Source organism: Marinobacterium sp. xm-d-530 (genome assembly GCF_013283365.1).
Taxonomy (GTDB): Bacteria; Pseudomonadota; Gammaproteobacteria; order Pseudomonadales; family Balneatricaceae; genus Marinobacterium_E.
Genome location: NZ_WBYM01000006.1, coordinates 15,478 through 32,287, shown reverse-complemented (window position 1 = coordinate 32,287; position 16,810 = coordinate 15,478). Strand labels below are relative to the sequence as shown.

The window sequence follows — 16,810 nt, the reverse complement described above, 5'->3', positions numbered from 1 at the left end:
TCGTGACACAATCGATCTCATGGTCTCTTGCAGATGAGGCTGAAACAATCGCTGCTGGTGCATTGATTTCCCGTGCAATGAGTTCGGGGGTCCTCTTTCTGCATGGCAACCTTGGCATGGGTAAGACGACCCTCGCACGTGGTGTAATTCAGTCGTTAGGCCATCAAGGCGCAGTGAAGAGTCCTACCTACACGTTGGTAGAACCTTATGAGTTTGATGATCGTAGGGTCTATCACTTCGACCTTTACCGCTTGGGTGATCCTGAAGAGCTCGAGTATATGGGGATTCGCGACTATTTTGAGAACAGTTCGCTCTGTTTGGTGGAGTGGTCAGAGAAGGGCGAAGGTTTCTTGCCGGCAGCTGATCTAGATCTCTTCCTTGAACCCGAAGCATTGGGACGTAAAATAACAATCTACGCTCGCACCGAGTTAGGTCAATCCATTGTGCAGAGACTCCAAGAGTTGAGGTCTGTTAAGGCTTAATGATGTTATTAAGGAATCAATCAGCGTTGAATCAGTTTAAGAGACTCTTCTTTGGTTGCGCTCTGTTAGTGCTTCCTCTGCTCTCTTGGGCTGCTTCGGTTGATAGTTTGCGCTTGTGGCAGTCGCCTGACAGCACTCGATTGGTCTTTGATCTGGATAGCTCCACCGAACACTCCCTGTTTACCCTCGATAATCCGGATCGAATTGTTATTGATATACCCAAGGGTCGAGCGAAATCCAATTTTAGTACCGTTGATTTGACGGGAAGTCCTATCAGTCGCATTCGAACCGGTGAACAGAGTGATAAGTTGCGTATCGTTCTAGATCTATCGCAACCGGTGAAACCCTCGAGTTTTACGTTAGCGCCAAATGAGAAGTATGGGGATCGATTGGTAATCGACCTGGCCCATCAAGGTGGAGCGCAATTAAAACCCACTGCGCCGCCTAAGCCTGTGACACTGCCTATAGGACAGCGCGAAATTGTTGTTGTATTAGATGCGGGGCATGGTGGCGAAGATCCGGGTGCGCTTGGCCCCGGACGCCTTAAAGAGAAGCAGGTTGTTCTCGCCATCACCAAAGAGGTTAAAAAGCTGATTGATCAGCAGCCGGGCTTTCGTGCTGAGCTAACACGAACCGGTGATTACTTTATCCGCCTTCGTGATCGTACCAAGAAAGCGCGCCAAAAAAATGCCGACCTGTTTGTATCGATTCATGCAGACGCCGCACAAAATAAGCGGGCACGTGGAGCCTCTGTCTGGGTTCTTTCAAACCGCGGTGCCACCAGTGAGATGGGTCGTTGGCTGGCGAAAAAAGAGAACGCAGCTGATTTAATCGGCGGTGTCGGTAGTGTCAGTCTTGAAGATAAAGATGAGACGCTCGCCAGTGTGCTGCTGGATATGTCGATGACCTATGCGCGTACCAGTAGCTCAGAGGTGGCGCTAGCGGTTCATCAGAACATCGCGCGCTTTGCCAAAATGCACAAAAGCTACGTGGAGAAAGCGGGGTTTGTGGTGCTTAAATCTCCTGACATCCCCTCCATTCTTGTTGAAACGGGCTTCATTTCGAATTCACAAGAGGCTAAAAAGCTTCGTGATCCTAAGTACCAAAAGCGGATGGCGAAAGCGATTGCGGACGGCATTATTAGTCATTTTTGGAAGCGCCCGCCCGCGGCTACGCTTGTCGCCTCTTTGAAGGCTCAGGGGAAAATGCCTAAGGATATTAATCGTAGCCATAAAGTGGTTCCGGGTGACAGTCTCTCAATGATTGCCGAGCGTAATGGCGTCAGTTTGGACGCACTGCGTCGTTATAATAATTTGAAGTCTGATCGTATTAGAGTAGGTCAGGTTCTAAAGATACCTGCAGGTTAATATGAGCAGTCGAATACATCTTTTATCGCCGCAGTTAGCCAACCAGATCGCTGCCGGTGAAGTGGTAGAACGCCCCGCATCCGTCGTCAAGGAGGTTTTGGAAAATGCCATCGATGCGGGTGCAGAAAAGATCTCGGTCGAGGTTGAACAGGGCGGTGTGAAGCTGATCCGTATTCGTGATGATGGTAAGGGGATCGATAAAGAGGATCTGCCACTGGCGTTGAGTCGTCATGCGACTTCAAAGATCACAGCGCTTGAGGATCTTGAAGCGGTGGCAAGCCTCGGCTTTCGCGGTGAGGCACTGGCCAGTATCAGTTCGGTCTCTCGTTTAACTCTCACGTCGCGCTCAGTCGATGATAATAGCGCCTGGCAGGTCAAGGCGGAGGGGCGGGACATGGTCGCTGAGGTATCACCTGCAGCTCATCCGCAAGGGACAACCGTTGAGATGCGCGACCTGTTCTTTAATACCCCTGCGCGCCGTAAATTTTTGAAGACAGAGAATACTGAGTATCGACACCTTGAAGAGGTGGTTAAACGTCTAGCATTGAGTCGTTTCGATCTTCAGTTTCAGCTCAGCAATAACAACCGTGTGGTGCATCAACTGAAGCCGGCCAACAGTGAGCAGATGCGAGAGCGCCGTATAGCCTCACTGTTAGGATCTGGCTTTATTGATAATGCACTCAGCTTAGACATCAGTGCAGAAGCTTCAGGTCTCAGATTGTGGGGTTGGATCGGTTTGCCAACCTATTCACGCTCGCAAGCTGATCAGCAATATTTCTTTGTTAATGGACGTATCATTCGTGACAAACTGGTGACTCATGCTATTCGCCAAGCCTATGCAGACGTTCTCTATAACGGTCGACATCCTTGTTATGTTCTCTATCTAGAGCTCGATCCGGCGCTGGTTGATGTCAACGTACACCCAACCAAACATGAAGTTCGATTCCGAGAAGGGCGCTTAGTTCACGATTTCATATTCCGTACCATTCACCGGGTGATCGCGGAAACGCGTCCCGGTGAACAGAACAGCGATACCTCTGTGTCATCCCTTTTGCAGGGGCAGGCTCAACCGATTCAGCAGCAGTTTGATCAGCAGCGCATCTCACTTCAGTCAACCGGTTCAGGTACTGGGCTAGGTAGTAGCACTTCAGGGATTAACTTCTCTAATTACGTTCGACCTGCAACGCCATCAGCCGGTGAGGTGAAGCAGCAGCTAGCCGGTTATGGGGCTCTTCATCCTACCTCTACACTGAATCAGGATGGTTCATTGAACCCGTCGTCAGAGACTCAAGATATTCCCCCAATGGGGTTTGCATTGGCGCAACTGCATGGCATCTACATTTTGTCCCAAACTGCAGAAGGACTCATCTTGGTCGATATGCACGCCGCGCATGAACGTATTGTTTACGAGCGAATGAAGAGTGCATGGGAATCTGATGGATTGCGCAGTCAGCCGCTATTGGTTCCGGTTACTCTGAATTTAAGTGAAGCCGAAGTGGATATTGCTGAAGAGCGCTCCGAGGTGTTTGCTAAGTTAGGCTTCTCTGTTGAGCGAATGGGCCAAGAGTCTGTTGTGATTCGTGAAGTGCCTGTTGCACTGGCTCGATCGGATGTGTCGCTCTTGGTTCGTGATGTTCTATCCGATATGAAGGTTTATGGCAGTAGCAGCCGTATTGAAGAGAGCATTAATGAGCTGTTGGCGACCATGGCATGCCATGGCTCGGTTCGGGCCAACCGCCAGCTTACGCTACCAGAGATGAATGCTCTATTGCGTGATATGGAAGCGACTGAACGAAGTGGTCAGTGCAACCACGGCCGTCCTACCTATGTGCAGATGACCATGAATGAGCTGGATAAGCTCTTCCTAAGGGGGCAGTAGTGGCCGAAAAGTTGCCAGTACTCTTTTTGATGGGGCCAACAGCCTCAGGCAAAACGGACCTTGCCCTTAATCTGTTTGATCATATGGACGTTGAGATTATCAGTGTTGATAGTGCTCTTATATACCGAGAGATGGATATTGGTACGGCCAAACCTGATCGCGAGACATTGGAAAAGTACCCGCATGCGTTGGTGGATATTTTAGATGCAACAGAGGTCTATTCAGCCTCAGACTTTGCTGAGGATGCACGTCAATTAATCGATCAAGCACACGCGCAGGGCAAGTTGCCTGTTCTTGTGGGGGGGAGCATTCTCTACTTTAAGGCGTTGGCAGAAGGGTTGGCAAAACTCCCCGAAGCCAATGCAGAGATCAGAGCGGAGATTGAGGCTCAGGCTGAGCAGGAGGGTTGGCCGGCCGTTCACGCTCGCTTAGCTCAGTTAGATCCGGCTTCGGGTGAGCGTTTGGGGCCCAACGATCAACAGCGAATCCAGCGTGCATTGGAAGTCTTTCTGATGACAGGCCGAAGTATTGAGAGCCACTGGCAGGAACAGAAAGCCCTAGAGTTGCCGTGGAACCTCATTCCCGTCGCGTTAATGCCAGAAGATCGCGCTCAACTGCATCAGCGTATTGAGCTGCGTTTCAATCTGATGTTGGAGCAAGGCTTTGAGGCGGAAGTGGTTAGGCTTCGTCAGCGTGGGGATCTGAATCTGAATCTGCCTTCAATGCGTTGTGTTGGTTATCGCCAAATGTGGCAGTATTTGGAGGGTGAATTGGATTGGCAAGAGATGCACCATAAAGGAGTGGTAGCGACACGTCAGCTAGCTAAACGTCAGATGACATGGTTGCGCAGCTGGCAGGGTGCAGAGGTGATTGATCCCTTTGGTGAAAATCTTTTTAAGAAAACTTTGGCATTGATTCCATGAATCTAATATCATTTTATCTCTACGTAATGGCTGTATCGAGGATTGTCTCGAGCCTGAAATGTTGGGCGGCGGTTGTAGATTCTTAATAACGATTACTCTAAAGGTGATGACTATGTCAAAAGGGCAAACCCTACAAGACCCTTACTTGAACGTTCTGCGCAAAGAGCGCGTTCCAGTATCAATCTTCCTAGTGAACGGCATCAAGCTACAAGGCCAAATTGAGTCTTTCGATCAATTTGTCATTCTGCTTAAAAACACCGTTAGCCAGATGGTCTACAAGCACGCTGTTTCTACAGTGGTTCCATCTCGTCCTGTAAAACTACCTCAGGTTGACGAAAAGCCAGCTGACTGAGGTTTCTAATTGTTTTTCGATCGTCCCGAATCGGGCGAGACAGCGATTCTCGTCCACATTGATTTCCCTGGACCTAATGCGAATGACAATCCTAGAGAGCTAGAAGAGCTGGCTCTCTCTGCCGGTGCTGATCCCGTTGAGTATCTCTTCGGGACTCGCTCCGAACCCAGTTCAAAATTCTTTTTAGGCAAAGGTAAGGTTGAAGAGCTTGCAGAGCTCGTGCGCCTGCATGATGCCAAACTGGTTATCTTTGATCATTCTCTAACCCCCGGCCAAGAACGAAATATCGAACGTGAAATTGAGTGTCGAGTACTTGATCGTACAGGCCTGATTCTTGATATTTTCGCACAACGCGCTCGAACCCATGAGGGGAAGCTGCAGGTTGAGTTGGCTCAGCTTGAACATATGTCGACTCGCCTAATCAGAGGTTGGACCCACCTTGAGCGTCAAAAGGGTGGTATCGGTCTGCGTGGCCCTGGTGAAACCCAGCTTGAAACCGACCGACGTCTACTGCGCGCCAGAATTAAAGCGATTACCGGTCGCCTAGAGAAGGTTCGTAAGCAGCGAGAACAGGGCCGTAGAGCACGTGCCCGTGCAGAGATTCCGACGCTCTCTTTGGTTGGTTACACCAACGCAGGTAAATCGACACTGTTTAATCGAATTACCGAAGCGGACGTCTATGCAGCCGACCAGCTGTTTGCGACACTCGATCCAACCCTAAGAAAGTTAGAGCTAAGTGATATTGGTTCAGTTATTTTGGCTGACACGGTTGGATTTATCCGAGACCTCCCCCATAAACTAGTAGAGTCCTTTCGTGCGACCCTTCAAGAGACGGTTGAAGCTACACTGCTTCTTCATGTCATTGATGCGGTGGATGAAGAGCGTCGTGAGCACATTGCACAAGTTAATAATGTGTTACACGAGATAGGGGCGGATGAAGTTCCTACACTGGAGGTCTACAATAAAATTGATGGACTCGAGGGTGTAGAGCCTCGTATCGATCGAGATGATCAAGGCGTGCCTGTTAGGGTTTGGTTATCGGCTAGAACCGGTGTAGGTACTGATCTTCTTGTTCAAGCACTGCGCGAGCGTCTGGCCAATGATATGTTCCACGAAATTGTGGAGCTTGATCATAACCAGGGGCAGTTCAGAGCCATGCTCTTTGCACAAAACGCGGTGGTCGATGAACAGTTTACCGATGACGGTCGTATTAGGTTAGAGGTAAGGCTCCAAGAGAAGGAGCTGAGAAAGATTTTAAGCCGTTTAGATATTCCGCATGAGCGTTATCTACCGGCTGAAGAAGAGCAGTGGTAACAAGTTTAGCTTGTTTTAGATTTTTAAAGTAATGGAGCAATACTATGGCTTGGAATGAGCCCGGTGGTCGTAAAGACAACCAGGATCCATGGAACTCAGGTGGCAATAATGGCCGCCGTGGTGGATCAGGCGGCCCTGAACAGGGACCACCCGATCTAGATGAAGCGTTGCAGAAGCTGCAAGAACGCTTGAACTCTATCTTTGGCGGTAAACGCTCTGGGGGTTCTGGTGGTTCTAATGGTGGTGATGTTAAAGGACCTGGTGCAGGTTTTTTCGGCATCATTGCTCTGGTTGTAGTGGTTGCTTGGGCTGGCTTTGGTTTCTACACAGTCGATCAACAGGAACGTGGTGTTGTTCTGCGCCTTGGTAAGTACCATGAAACTGTACAGCCAGGTCTGCAGTGGAACCCGCCACTACTGGATGAAGTCACTAAGGTGAATGTGACTCGAGTTCGTACCCACGACCACGGCTCTTTGATGCTGACTCGTGATGAGAATATCGTAAATGTTGAGATGACGGTGCAGTATGTGATCAGTGATCCACGTGCATTTGTTCTCAATGTTCGTGACCCTGAAACCAGTCTGTCACATGCATCTGAATCATCACTTCGCCATACGGTTGGTTCGACTAACCTTGACGGCATCTTGACCGAAGGTCGTGAGATTCTCGCGACACAGGTTCAGTCACGCTTACAAAGCTACATGGACAGTTACGGCACAGGTCTTGCTCTTTCACGTGTCAATATCAAAAACGCAACCGCACCACAGCAGGTTCAAGATGCGTTTGATGACGTGATCAAAGCGCGTGAGGATGAGCAACGTGTTAAAAACGAGGCGGAAACCTACGCTAACGGTATTGTTCCTGAAGCTCGTGGTACCGCTCAGCGTGTGATCGAAGAAGCGAATGCTTACAAAGAGGAAGTCGTTGCTCGAGCAAGCGGTGAAGCTGATCGTTTCACATCACTTCTGCAAGCATATCAGATGGCTCCTGGTGTCACCCGTGAACGTCTCTACATCGATATGATGCAAGAGGTGTTGGGCAAAACGCCTAAGGTGATGGTGGATGTCGATGGTGGTAATAACATGATGTACCTACCGCTGGATCAATTGATGAAGCGCCAAGCAGATACCATTGCTAACACGCCACGCTCTGTGCGTTTAGATGACTCCAGCATGCGTGAGTTAACGCAGCAGGTGATTAACCGCATCGGCAGCTCAAGCACTAGTACACTACGGGAGGGTCGTTAATATGAAACCGACTTCGATGTTTACATCGGTACTTGCCGTATTGGTGTTGTTGATTGTTAGTAACTCGGTCTACATCGTTAAAGAGACCGAGCGTGGCGTGAAGCTGCAGTTTGGTGAAGTGGTCGAAAGCGATCTAAAACCCGGTTTGCACTTTAAAATTCCATTTGTGAACACCGTTCGTAAGTTCGATGCTCGTGTTCAAACCTTGGATACTCGCCCACAGTCGTTCCTTACCCTAGAGAAAAAACGTCTAGTGGTAGACTCTTACGTTAAGTGGATTATCTCGGATGTAGAGAAGTACTACACCGCAACCTCTGGTGACTCGTTCCGTGCGGCAGATCTTTTGTCGACGCGTATTGAGACCAGTCTGCGTAACCAGTTTGGTACTCGTACCCTAACTGAGGTTGTCTCTGGTGAGCGTGAAGAGGTGATGGATACCGTCGTTTCATCACTGACAGAGCTGAGTGAAAAAGAGCTAGGCTTAAGCGTGATTGATGTTCGTGTTAAACGAATCGATCTACCGTCTGAAGTGTCAAACTCGGTCTACCAACGTATGCGCACAGAGCGTGAGCGTCTGGCACGTGAGCTTCGTTCACGTGGTCAAGAGCTTGCAGAAGGTATCCGTGCAGATGCTGACCGTCAGAGCACCGTTATCCTAGCGAACGCTTATCGTGAGTCGGAGGTGACTCGAGGTGAGGGTGATGCAGAAGCGGCACGTATTTATGCAGAAGCATTTAACAAGGACAGTGAATTCTACTCTTTCTACCGCAGTCTTCTTGCCTACAAAGAGTCATTCAATAATGGATCTGATGTACTGCTGCTGAAGCCGGATAGTGAGTTCTTCCGTTACCTGCAGAACGCATCTCCAAACGCGACCAACTAAACCAAGGTCGTGTTAAAAAGCGGGTGCCATTGGCACCCGTTTTCGTGTTAAAATTGATCAACCGGGCGTGCCCCGGTTTTTTTGTGATTTAGCAGTACTTAAGATGTCTGAACTTTGGCACGAGCTTTGGCTCGCATTTTGTTTGGTTTTAGTGATAGAAGGGATCATTCCTTTTCTCTATCCACACCGCTGGCGCTCTATGGTGAGTCAACTGGCGATGGTGAATGATAAGACCCTTCGTGCTTTTGGCCTGGCCTCTATGTTAATAGGCACTGCACTACTCATACTTTCTAAATAAAGAGTATCGGAGTTTTTTATAATGGCGTTGGCTGATCGCTGGCTACTTCCTGACGGTATGAAAGAGTTGCTCCCTCCCGTTGCGCGCGAGGTTGAGCTGGTTCGTCGTCGAGTGTTGGATCTGTTTCATGGCTGGGGGTACGAGTTAGTGATGCCTCCGGTTGCTGAGCACCTTGAGTCACTGTTGACCGGTGTGGGTGGTGACTTAGGTCTGCGTACCTTCAAAGTGACCGATGAGACTTCTGGTCACATGCTCGGTATTCGAGCGGATATTACGCCACAGGTCGCGCGTATTGATGCCCATCGTCTGCGTTCAGATGGCGTGAGCCGTCTCTGTTACTGTGGTTCAGTACTTCACACTCGTGCGGTGAATATGTTGGCATCGCGCAACCCCATGCAGATTGGCGCTGAGTTGTTCGGGCACGAAGGCGTTGACAGTGATGCAGAAGTCATCGCTCTGATGCTCGACACTTTGGTTCAGGTCGGTGTCAAAGGAGCAATCAATCTGGATCTAGGCCATGTAGGTGTATTCACTGAATTGGTTGCCGAAGCGGGTCTTTCTGAAGCGGAGATTGCCAGCTACATCGATATTCTAGAGCGTAAGGCGTTGCCTGAGCTGTCGCAATTTGTTGATCAGCTTGATCAATCAGACTCGATCAAAAACAAGCTTGCCGCCTTGGGTACCTTAAATGGCTCAGAGCAGGCGCTGGAGCGTGCACGCGAACTCTTTGCGGATAACGCGGCCATTCTTGCTGCTGTCGATCACGTTGCTGCGATTGCTGATCGTGTTAAAACAGCGCACCCATCAATCGGTATCTACATTGACCTGGGTGAGCTGCGCGGTTACAGCTACCATACAGGTGTTGTTTTCGCAGCCTACTCGCCTAAGTTTGGCCAAGCGCTGGCAAAAGGTGGTCGCTATGACCAGATCGGTGCGGACTTTGGTCGTGCGCGTCCCGCTACTGGCTTCAGTGCCGATCTGAAAACACTGGTTACATTGGCGTTGGATGAAGTGCCAGAGCCAAGTTTGGCGATTTTGGCGCCGAAAATGGAAGATTCATCGTTGGTCCTAGCTGTCGCAGCACTGCGTGCGCAGGGCGAACGAGTGGTTTATGAGCTAGACAATGCAGCAGTGCCAACGCACTGCGATCGTCGTCTGGTAAAAGAAAATTCTGAGTGGACTGTTACCACTCTCTAAGTAAACGAATAGTTGAGATACTAATGGGCAAAAATGTCGTAGTTCTCGGTACCCAATGGGGTGACGAGGGCAAGGGTAAAATCGTTGACCTTCTAACGGATAAAGCATCAGCGGTTGTTCGCTTTCAAGGCGGACACAATGCGGGCCACACTCTGGTAATCGATGGTGAAAAGACCGTCCTTCACCTGATTCCTTCAGGCATTCTTCGTGAAAACGTTCAGTGTTTGATTGGTAACGGTGTGGTGTTGTCTCCGCACGCTCTGTTAAAAGAGATGAAGCAGCTTGAAGAGACCGGTGTTCCTGTTCGTGAACGTCTACGTCTTAGCCCAGCTTGCCCCCTGATTCTGCCTTACCACATTGCGCTGGATCAGGCGCGTGAGATCGCTCGCGGTAATGCCAAGATCGGTACTACAGGTCGTGGTATTGGACCAGCATACGAAGACAAAGTATCTCGCCGTGGTCTACGTCTTGGTGATCTTCAGGATCGCGAGATGTTCGCTAAGAAACTAGAAGAGGTGATGGCGTACCATAACTTCATGCTAGAGAATTACTACAAAGTAGAACCGGTAAGCTACGAAGCGGTCCTTAAAGAGTGTTTCGAAATGGCAGAAGAGTTGCTTCCGCTTGTCGTGGATGTGACCGCTAAACTGCACGAAATGCGTAAAGCGGGTCAAAATATCATGTTTGAAGGGGCGCAGGGCTCTCTTCTTGATATCGACCACGGTACTTACCCATACGTAACCTCTTCGAATACAACGGCGGGTGGTACTTCTACGGGTTCTGGTTTTGGTCCACTCTACCTAGATTACATCCTAGGTATTACTAAAGCTTACACGACACGTGTTGGTGGTGGTCCTTTCCCAACTGAATTGGATTGTGAAATCGGCCAGCGCCTTGCTGAACGTGGCCATGAATTTGGCTCGACTACAGGTCGTGCTCGTCGTTGTGGTTGGTTCGACGCAGTTGCACTGAAACATGCGATTCAAGTGAACTCTGTGTCTGGTATCTGTCTGACTAAACTGGACGTATTGGATGGCCTGGAAGAGATCAAGATCTGTACCGGCTATAAAGATGCTGAAGGTAACGACGTATACTCTTTGAACGGCAGTGAAGATTACGAAAAAGTGACTCCACAGTACCTGTCAGTGCCTGGTTGGAGTGAGTCGACAATCGGTGCTCAAACTCTAGAACAGTTGCCAGAGAATGCGCGTGCATACATCGCTAAGCTCGAAGAGCTAATGGAAGCGCCTATCGACATCGTTTCGACGGGTCCAGACCGTGTTGAAACCATCGTTTTACGTGATCCCTACGACGCGTAATTCGTTGCTTGATACTAGAAAGCCGGCTTAATAAGCCGGCTTTTTTTTGCCAGCAAAGCTGGTATTCCCAGCTCCATTTCATCCGTGAAACCGCTGGATACATCCCATCCTGGATATGCCCAGCTCTATTTCATCCCTGAAACCGCTGGATACATCCCATCCTGGGAATAAAAAAGCCCCCTGGCGGGGGCAAGCACTTTGGAAGCGTTAGAAGAAACCCAGTGGGTTAATGTCGTAACTGATAAGCATGTTCTTGGTCTGTTGGTAGTGATCCAGCATCATCTTGTGCGTTTCACGGCCAACACCTGATTTCTTGTATCCACCAAATGCTGCGTGAGCAGGGTAGAGGTGGTAACAGTTCATCCATACACGACCGGCTTGAATGCCGCGACCCATACGGTATTGAACGTTGCTATCGCGTGTCCATACACCAGCACCAAGACCGAAAGTGGTATCGTTAGCGATTGCCAGTGCTTCCGCTTCGTCTTTGAAGGTACAGACTGAGACAACCGGTCCAAAGATCTCCTCTTGGAAGACGCGCATGTCATTGCTGCCTTTAAGAAGAGTTGGTTGGATGTAGTAGCCTTTGGATAGATCGCCATCCACTGCGTGAACGTCACCACCCATCAATACCTCTGCACCCTCATCACGACCGATCTGTAGGTAGTTAAGAATGCGATCGAACTGCTCTTGTGATGCCTGAGCACCCACCATGGTGTCAGTATCCAGTGGGTTACCACGTTTGATCTGTTTAGCGCGTTCAACCACCATCGCAAGGAACTCGTCTGCAATATCTTCTTGTACAAGAAGACGTGATGGACAGGTACACACTTCACCCTGGTTGAAGAAGGCTAGAACCGCACCCTCAACGGCTTTGCTGACAAATTCAGGCTCAGCATTCATGACATCAGAGAAGTAGATGTTAGGTGATTTACCGCCTAGCTCAGTGGTTGATGGAATAATGTTTTCTGCTGCACATTTCATGATGTGCGAACCAACAGGCGTAGAGCCTGTGAAGGCAATCTTGGCAATGCGTTTACTGCTAGCCAGTGCCTGCCCAGCCTCTTCACCAAAGCCGTTTACAATATTAAGTACGCCCGCAGGTAGAAGATCGCCAATCAGCTCCATTAGAACCAAAATTGAGGCAGGAGTCTGCTCTGCAGGCTTAAGAACCACACAGTTACCGGCGGCAAGAGCTGGTGCCAGTTTCCAGGCAGCCATCAGTAGTGGGAAGTTCCATGGGATAATCTGTCCAACCACGCCCAGTGGCTCGTGGAAGTGGTAGGCAACCGTTTTATTATCAATTTCACCAATGCTTCCCTCTTGTGCACGAATACAGCCGGCAAAGTAACGGAAGTGGTCAGAAGAGAGTGGGATATCGGCTGCTAGGGTTTCACGAACGGCTTTACCGTTGTCCCAAGTTTCAGCAACCGCCAGCATTTCACTGTTTGCATCGATAACGTCAGCAATTTTTAACAGTAGGTTAGAGCGTTCTGTAACAGAGGTTGTGCCCCATGCATCTTTAGCTGCTTCAGCAGCATCAATCGCTAGGTTGATATCCTCTTCAGTCGAACGTGGGATTTCACAAATCGCTTCACCGTTTACAGGAGTGTGGTTTGTGAAGTATTGGCCTTTAACTGGTTCTACCCATTGGCCGCCGATGTAGTTGCCGTATTTTGCTTTGAAAGAGACAACAGCGCCTGCGCTGCCTGGATTTGCATAGATCATCGAAGAATCCTCATTTGTTTTTTTTAGTCGAGGGGCTATTGATTAGCCTGACCTCACTATGAAGAGTTTCGATAAGATCCCCTATCGGCCATAAGGCTCTTTTTAATTGGTACTAAAGTACCGTTTTTGAAAGAGCAATGTGGTGTGCGGGAAAGTAGTGATAGAATCGAACTACTTTCAAGGAGTAGTCAGTGACCACAAAACGTTTTCTCAAAACTTTTGACGAGCTATCGATTGATCAGCTTTACAAGATCATGAAACACCGCTCGAACGTTTTTTTCTTAGAGCAGAGCTGTCAATGTGAAGATCTGGATGATAAAGATCAGATTGCGCAGCACCTCTGGTTAGAAAACAGTGCCGGTGAACTGGTTGCTTATGCACGACTATTCTTACCCAACCAAGTCTATGCTGAATCCTCGATCGGTAGGGTCCTAGTTCCCAAAGTCGAACGGGGAAAAGGGTTTGCAAACACCCTAACAGAAGAGGCGATTCATATACTGGAGACCCTCGCGCCGGGTGTCGCTATTCGCTTGTCGGCACAACTACCCGTCGAGGCGTTTTATCAGCGCTTTGGTTTTCAATCCTATGGTGAAGTCTACGATGAGTGCGGTATTGCTCACATTGGCATGATTCGAGACGCTTAAACCTATGCCTTCTTACCAGTTCCTAGTCGTTGATGATCACCCCCTATATAGAGAGGCGGTCGTTAATGTTTTAATCGACCTCTACCCCGATGAGCAAGTCGCCGAGTGCGGTCAATTCAGCGAGGTTGATCAACTCATTGAAGCGCAGCAGCCGGACCTGGTTCTATTGGATCTTAATATGCCTGGGGTTCAAGGTTTATCAGGACTGCAACACATTCGATCTCACCATCCCGATGTTGCGGTTGCCATTGTCTCCGCAGAGGAGAATAAACAACTAGTACTGCAAGCTTTAGCACTTGGAGCCGTGGGTTATGTGCCCAAGTCTCTGCCTAAGCAGGCCCTCGGTAAGGCGATAGAGAAAATACTGGCGGGTGATCTCTACATGCCTGCAGAGCTGTTGCGCCAAGCGTCACTTCAGCAGAATGGTAGTCATCAGCTTCACGATACGCTGAGGGCGCTGACTCGAAAACAGCTTTTGGTGTTAGAGCAGCTTGCCCAAGGGCGCTCAAACAAACAGATTGGTGATGAGTTAAACCTTTCAGAGAGCACAATTAAAACGCACGTCTCTGAAATACTGCGTCGATTGGGTGTCGATAACCGTGTTCAGGCGGCTAATCAAGCCTCTTCCATAGACTTTTCGATCTATCTCTAGCCCAACAGCTGTCGCAAGCGCTGCCTAAAGAGTAAAGGCTTTAGCGGTTTGTGCAGCAGGCTAAAACCCTCTTGTCGAATCGTCTCATTGAGACTCTGGCTATGGTTGGCCGTCACGACCAGTACAGGAATATCGATGGAGCTCTGCTCAAGTAAACGCTTTGCTAGATCGATGCCGGTACCCTGATCCAGATGGTAATCTACGATTAACAGATCAACGCTTCCCAGATCGATCTTATCCCCTAAGGCTTCACCGTTCAGTGAGGTCGCGACATTAGCCCCCCAGTGTGTGAGAAGCTGACTCATGGCTTCACAAATGGTCGCATCGTTATCGACCACGAGGATCTGTTTACCCTGAAGGGATGAGGAGAGAGAAGGATGGAGGGGGGATGGATCGTTAGCCGGCTCCTGTGCTCTATTTAAAATTGGGATCTCAAGGCTGAAGACTGATCCTTTGCCCAGTGTCGATGTCACAGTCAACGTATGGTTTAACACCTTTGCAATTTTATCGACGATCGATAGGCCAAGCCCTAACCCTTTATCGTGCGCTTTGTCCGCATTGGGTAGTCGTTTGAACTCATCAAAGATGCTCTTCTGATCCTCTTGGCTAATTCCCTCACCAGTGTCCCATACCTGTATCAGCAATTTGTCACCACGTTGCCTTGCGGAGAGTAGGACGCCGCCTGTTTTGGTATAGCGGATCGCGTTGGTCAGAAGATTGCGCAGTAATCGAATCAGTAGCAGCGAGTCACTGTGTACCCAAGCGTTACAGGTTCGATGTTTAAACTTCAGTCCGGCATGTTGAGCCGCAGCCTCAAACTCCGTTGAGAGTTGCTCCAAAATCGGTGCAACTCTGATATTGGTTTTATCCGCATGGACAACGCCTGCATCCAACTTGGAGATATCGACCAGCGTTCTCAAAAGGTTCTCTACATCGTTGAGTGAACGAGTCATCGAATCTACCAGTGACTTTGGACGATCATCCAAGGGTTGCTCGGCGAGAGTGGTGGCGAACAGTCTGGCGGCATTCAGAGGTTGCAGTAGATCATGGCTAACGGCCGCTAGGAATTTCGTTTTTGAGAGATTGGCTTGCTCGGCGACTTGGTTGGCTTGACTCAGCTCTCTATGGCTTAGGTTAAGCTTTTCCAGCGCTTGGTTCAGTGCATCGGTGCGCTCTCTGACCTGTTCAGCAAGCGTAACGGAATGCTCAAAGGCGGAGTAGGGGTTTGCCAGTTGAACGGCGCCTGACTCCAGTCGCTCTATCAGCGCTTGGTTGATCTTGCGCAGCTTTGCGTTCTCTTTCTGCGCAGCGTCTAACTCAGACTGACTCATTCAACCGTCTCTGTCCGATGGCGACTGCAGTAAAAGTTTGGTTAATATGCATGCCTGAGAATTGCTCACCGTAGGTGTTCAAACCAATCACATTAAAGGCTTTTAGAAGTTCTGAAACCTGCTGATCTTCACCTTTAAGTTCGGCTTCCCTGCGTCGTAAAAAACAGTCGCAGCCAATCACTATCTGTGGTTTTCCAATGCGACTCTCAATGCCATTGAATAGATCGATCAGATTCTCTTTTAAATCCTTGGGCTGCATCAGTGTTAACGCGATGCCATTCTCCATTGCGCAAAAGAACGTCAGGCTGGAATCGGGCTCAATGGATTGGATGGAGCGAATAAAATACTGCTCACCAATTTTGACAGCCAAGGGGTTGAGCGTGCAGATATCGTTATTTAACTGATCGACTGATAGCTCAAGTGCATCGGCATACTCGGTCGCCGCTAGGTCGGCATTGAGTTCATTGACTTTTCTGTTTTGCGGTTCAGCGTCCGTCACCACAAACTTGTTATCGGTTGGGAGTAGGTGGTGGGTTGTAAAAACCTCAAACTCAAATCGTGTATTGACCATCAAAACGGCCGCCGCGTCGGTATGGAAATCACCGTCAAAAAAGACATGGGTGGTGGCTAGATTGACGTCATCACCCGCCGATCCGCCAAAGCTGGGGATTGAGCCAAGTGCAGAGTTGAGGGTGGCAAGAAAGATCTCTTCGTCAATTGAAAGGCCATCAACCAAAGTAATGGCAAAGCCGTTCAGTGCAGCGCTTGAAAGGGTGCACTGTGACCGCAACTGATCCAGCATGGTTTGAGCATTGCCTAGAGTGAAGCGTTTCAGGTTCTTCACGGAGCCGACTTGAACACAAAAATCCTGGTTAGAGAAACCAATGGCTGTAATCGACCCGCGCTCATAGCCGTTAGGGGTTATCTCTCCGGCTGTCGTGCAGCCTGAAATGCCAATGTCATGAAACTGTTCGTTTAATGCATAGCCCAACTTCGCAAGATTGAAAGAGGCTGAACAGAAGAACAGTACAAATTGAATTGAGGGATCGTTGAGCTGATGTTTCAGCTCTTTCACGGCCAGTTCGGGATCGCTGTTGCTGGACGAAGCGGTAAATATCGATTGAGCGTTCACTGTTGTGTTCTTTTTGTTTTTAGAACACCCAGTATAGAAAAAACAGAGGCGGGATCAACCCG

General features: G+C 49.3%; 16 protein-coding genes. 13 read left to right on the top strand and 3 right to left on the bottom strand.

From position 1 onward, the window contains the following. The first annotated feature begins 2 nt into the window (after positions 1–2). From tsaE to XMD530_RS10735, 11 genes are all read left to right on the top strand, one after another. Positions 3–482, top strand: coding sequence for a tRNA (adenosine(37)-N6)-threonylcarbamoyltransferase complex ATPase subunit type 1 TsaE (gene tsaE / locus XMD530_RS10785; protein ID WP_173483573.1), 480 nt, complete (start codon positions 3–5; stop codon positions 480–482). Between the two features lie 26 nt (positions 483–508). Then, positions 509–1,849, top strand: coding sequence for an N-acetylmuramoyl-L-alanine amidase (locus tag XMD530_RS10780; protein ID WP_254442794.1), 1,341 nt, complete (start codon positions 509–511; stop codon positions 1,847–1,849). Between the two features lies 1 nt (position 1,850). Next, on the top strand, positions 1,851–3,728 hold the full coding sequence (gene mutL, locus XMD530_RS10775) for a DNA mismatch repair endonuclease MutL (protein ID WP_173483575.1): 1,878 nt from the start codon (positions 1,851–1,853) through the stop codon (positions 3,726–3,728). After that, positions 3,728–4,651: a tRNA (adenosine(37)-N6)-dimethylallyltransferase MiaA gene (gene miaA / locus XMD530_RS10770; protein ID WP_371731766.1), complete on the top strand. Its 924-nt coding sequence runs from the start codon at positions 3,728–3,730 to the stop codon at positions 4,649–4,651. The genes mutL and miaA overlap by 1 nt, the downstream gene beginning before the upstream one ends. 112 nt (positions 4,652–4,763) lie before the next feature. Next, a complete protein-coding gene (gene hfq / locus XMD530_RS10765; protein ID WP_173480700.1) occupies positions 4,764–5,003 on the top strand; it encodes an RNA chaperone Hfq in 240 nt (79 codons plus the stop codon). Between the two features lie 9 nt (positions 5,004–5,012). Further along, complete coding sequence (hflX, locus tag XMD530_RS10760; protein ID WP_173480701.1) at positions 5,013–6,317, top strand: ribosome rescue GTPase HflX; 1,305 nt, start codon at positions 5,013–5,015, stop codon at positions 6,315–6,317. A 44-nt stretch (positions 6,318–6,361) separates the two neighbouring features. Further along, complete coding sequence (hflK, locus tag XMD530_RS10755; protein ID WP_173507130.1) at positions 6,362–7,564, top strand: FtsH protease activity modulator HflK; 1,203 nt, start codon at positions 6,362–6,364, stop codon at positions 7,562–7,564. Between the two features lies 1 nt (position 7,565). Beyond that, positions 7,566–8,447 (top strand): protease modulator HflC, encoded by an 882-nt coding sequence (gene hflC / locus XMD530_RS10750; protein WP_173483577.1) that lies wholly within the window; start codon positions 7,566–7,568, stop codon positions 8,445–8,447. A 103-nt stretch (positions 8,448–8,550) separates the two neighbouring features. Next, positions 8,551–8,745 carry a DUF2065 domain-containing protein gene (locus tag XMD530_RS10745; protein ID WP_173480704.1) on the top strand — a complete coding sequence of 65 codons (195 nt, stop codon included), beginning with the start codon at positions 8,551–8,553 and terminating at the stop codon, positions 8,743–8,745. 21 nt (positions 8,746–8,766) lie between these two features. Further along, positions 8,767–9,942, top strand: a complete 1,176-nt coding sequence (locus XMD530_RS10740) for an ATP phosphoribosyltransferase regulatory subunit (protein WP_173483579.1) — start codon at positions 8,767–8,769, stop codon at positions 9,940–9,942. Positions 9,943–9,965: 23 nt separating this feature from the next. After that, a complete protein-coding gene (locus tag XMD530_RS10735; protein WP_173483580.1) occupies positions 9,966–11,261 on the top strand; it encodes an adenylosuccinate synthase in 1,296 nt (431 codons plus the stop codon). Between the two features lie 207 nt (positions 11,262–11,468). Here the strand turns inward: XMD530_RS10735 and XMD530_RS10730 are convergent, their stop codons facing one another. Continuing rightward, positions 11,469–12,989: an aldehyde dehydrogenase family protein gene (locus tag XMD530_RS10730; protein ID WP_173480707.1), complete on the bottom strand. Its 1,521-nt coding sequence runs from the start codon at positions 12,987–12,989 to the stop codon at positions 11,469–11,471. Positions 12,990–13,180: 191 nt separating this feature from the next. Here XMD530_RS10730 and XMD530_RS10725 point away from each other — a divergent pair, with 191 nt between their 5' ends. Both XMD530_RS10725 and XMD530_RS10720 read left to right on the top strand, forming a co-directional pair. After that, positions 13,181–13,633, top strand: coding sequence for a GNAT family N-acetyltransferase (locus XMD530_RS10725; RefSeq protein ID WP_173505610.1), 453 nt, complete (start codon positions 13,181–13,183; stop codon positions 13,631–13,633). Positions 13,634–13,637: 4 nt separating this feature from the next. Beyond that, on the top strand, positions 13,638–14,285 hold the full coding sequence (locus XMD530_RS10720) for a response regulator transcription factor (RefSeq protein ID WP_173507129.1): 648 nt from the start codon (positions 13,638–13,640) through the stop codon (positions 14,283–14,285). Here the strand turns inward: XMD530_RS10720 and XMD530_RS10715 are convergent. Then, entirely contained in the window at positions 14,282–15,616 is a 1,335-nt protein-coding gene (locus XMD530_RS10715) for a hybrid sensor histidine kinase/response regulator (protein WP_173480710.1), read from the bottom strand. The two genes, XMD530_RS10720 and XMD530_RS10715, sit on opposite strands and share 4 nt — an antisense overlap. Continuing rightward, entirely contained in the window at positions 15,603–16,748 is a 1,146-nt protein-coding gene (gene nosP, locus XMD530_RS10710) for a nitric oxide-sensing protein NosP (protein ID WP_173480711.1), read from the bottom strand. Before nosP ends, XMD530_RS10715 begins: the two co-directional genes overlap by 14 nt. Positions 16,749–16,810 lie beyond the last annotated feature (62 nt).